The sequence below is a fragment of the Microvirga sp. HBU67558 genome (assembly GCF_018069605.1).
In the GTDB taxonomy this organism is placed as follows: domain Bacteria; phylum Pseudomonadota; class Alphaproteobacteria; order Rhizobiales; family Beijerinckiaceae; genus Microvirga; species Microvirga terrae.
Map to the genome: position 1 here is coordinate 1 of NZ_JAGPUP010000251.1, position 664 is coordinate 664.

The 664-nt window shown below is 68.8% G+C and carries 1 protein-coding gene; it reads right to left on the reverse strand.

The features are described 5' to 3' along the window. Nucleotides 1-15: 15 nt before the first annotated feature. Nucleotides 16-664 (reverse strand): IS630 family transposase (locus tag KBI52_RS01065; protein WP_210804811.1); only part of this gene is annotated, 649 nt, incomplete at its 5' end.

Below are 664 nucleotides of genomic sequence, written 5' to 3' on the forward strand. Positions count from 1 at the left end.
TTATTGATCCGGTCCTCATTGTCTTGAGCATGCGGCGTAGCGGACGGGTTTGTGGCTGAAGTAGCTTCGCACGCACCCGGGCGATTTCGACAGGCGACGCATATGGCTGACCGTTGCCCGCTTGAGTTGCTGTTTGCTGCGCGCCGGCGCCTGGCGGGTGACAACCTGCTTCAGGTTGGCGTTCAGGCCCTCCTCCGGGTTCAGCTCCGGACTGTAGGCCGGCAGGTAGAAAACCTCGATCTTCGCCCGATGCGCGCTGAGCCAGTCGCGGACCCGGGCGGCTCGATGCACCCGCAGCCGGTCCAGGATCAGGAGCACCTTGCGTTTTGCGTCGCGGATCAGGCGTTGCAGGAAGCGGATCAAGGTTGCGGCGGTCACCGCCCCGTCGACAATCATCCAGCGCACGGCGCCGCGATTGCTCACCGCCGCGATCAGGCTCAGCCCGGCGTGCCGGTAGCAGACCCGGATCACCGGCGTCCGGCCCCGGGGCGCATAGCCGCGGCCGCGCACCTCGTCGGCGCGCAGACCGGTTTCGTCACCCCAGAAGATGGTGCCCCGCGCCTGCCGGGCCGCCGCGACGATGGCCGGGTACTCCCGCCGCAGCCAGTGCCGCACCGCGGCCGGGTTCTGCTCGTACGCCCGCCGGAGCGGCTTCTGCGCGGTA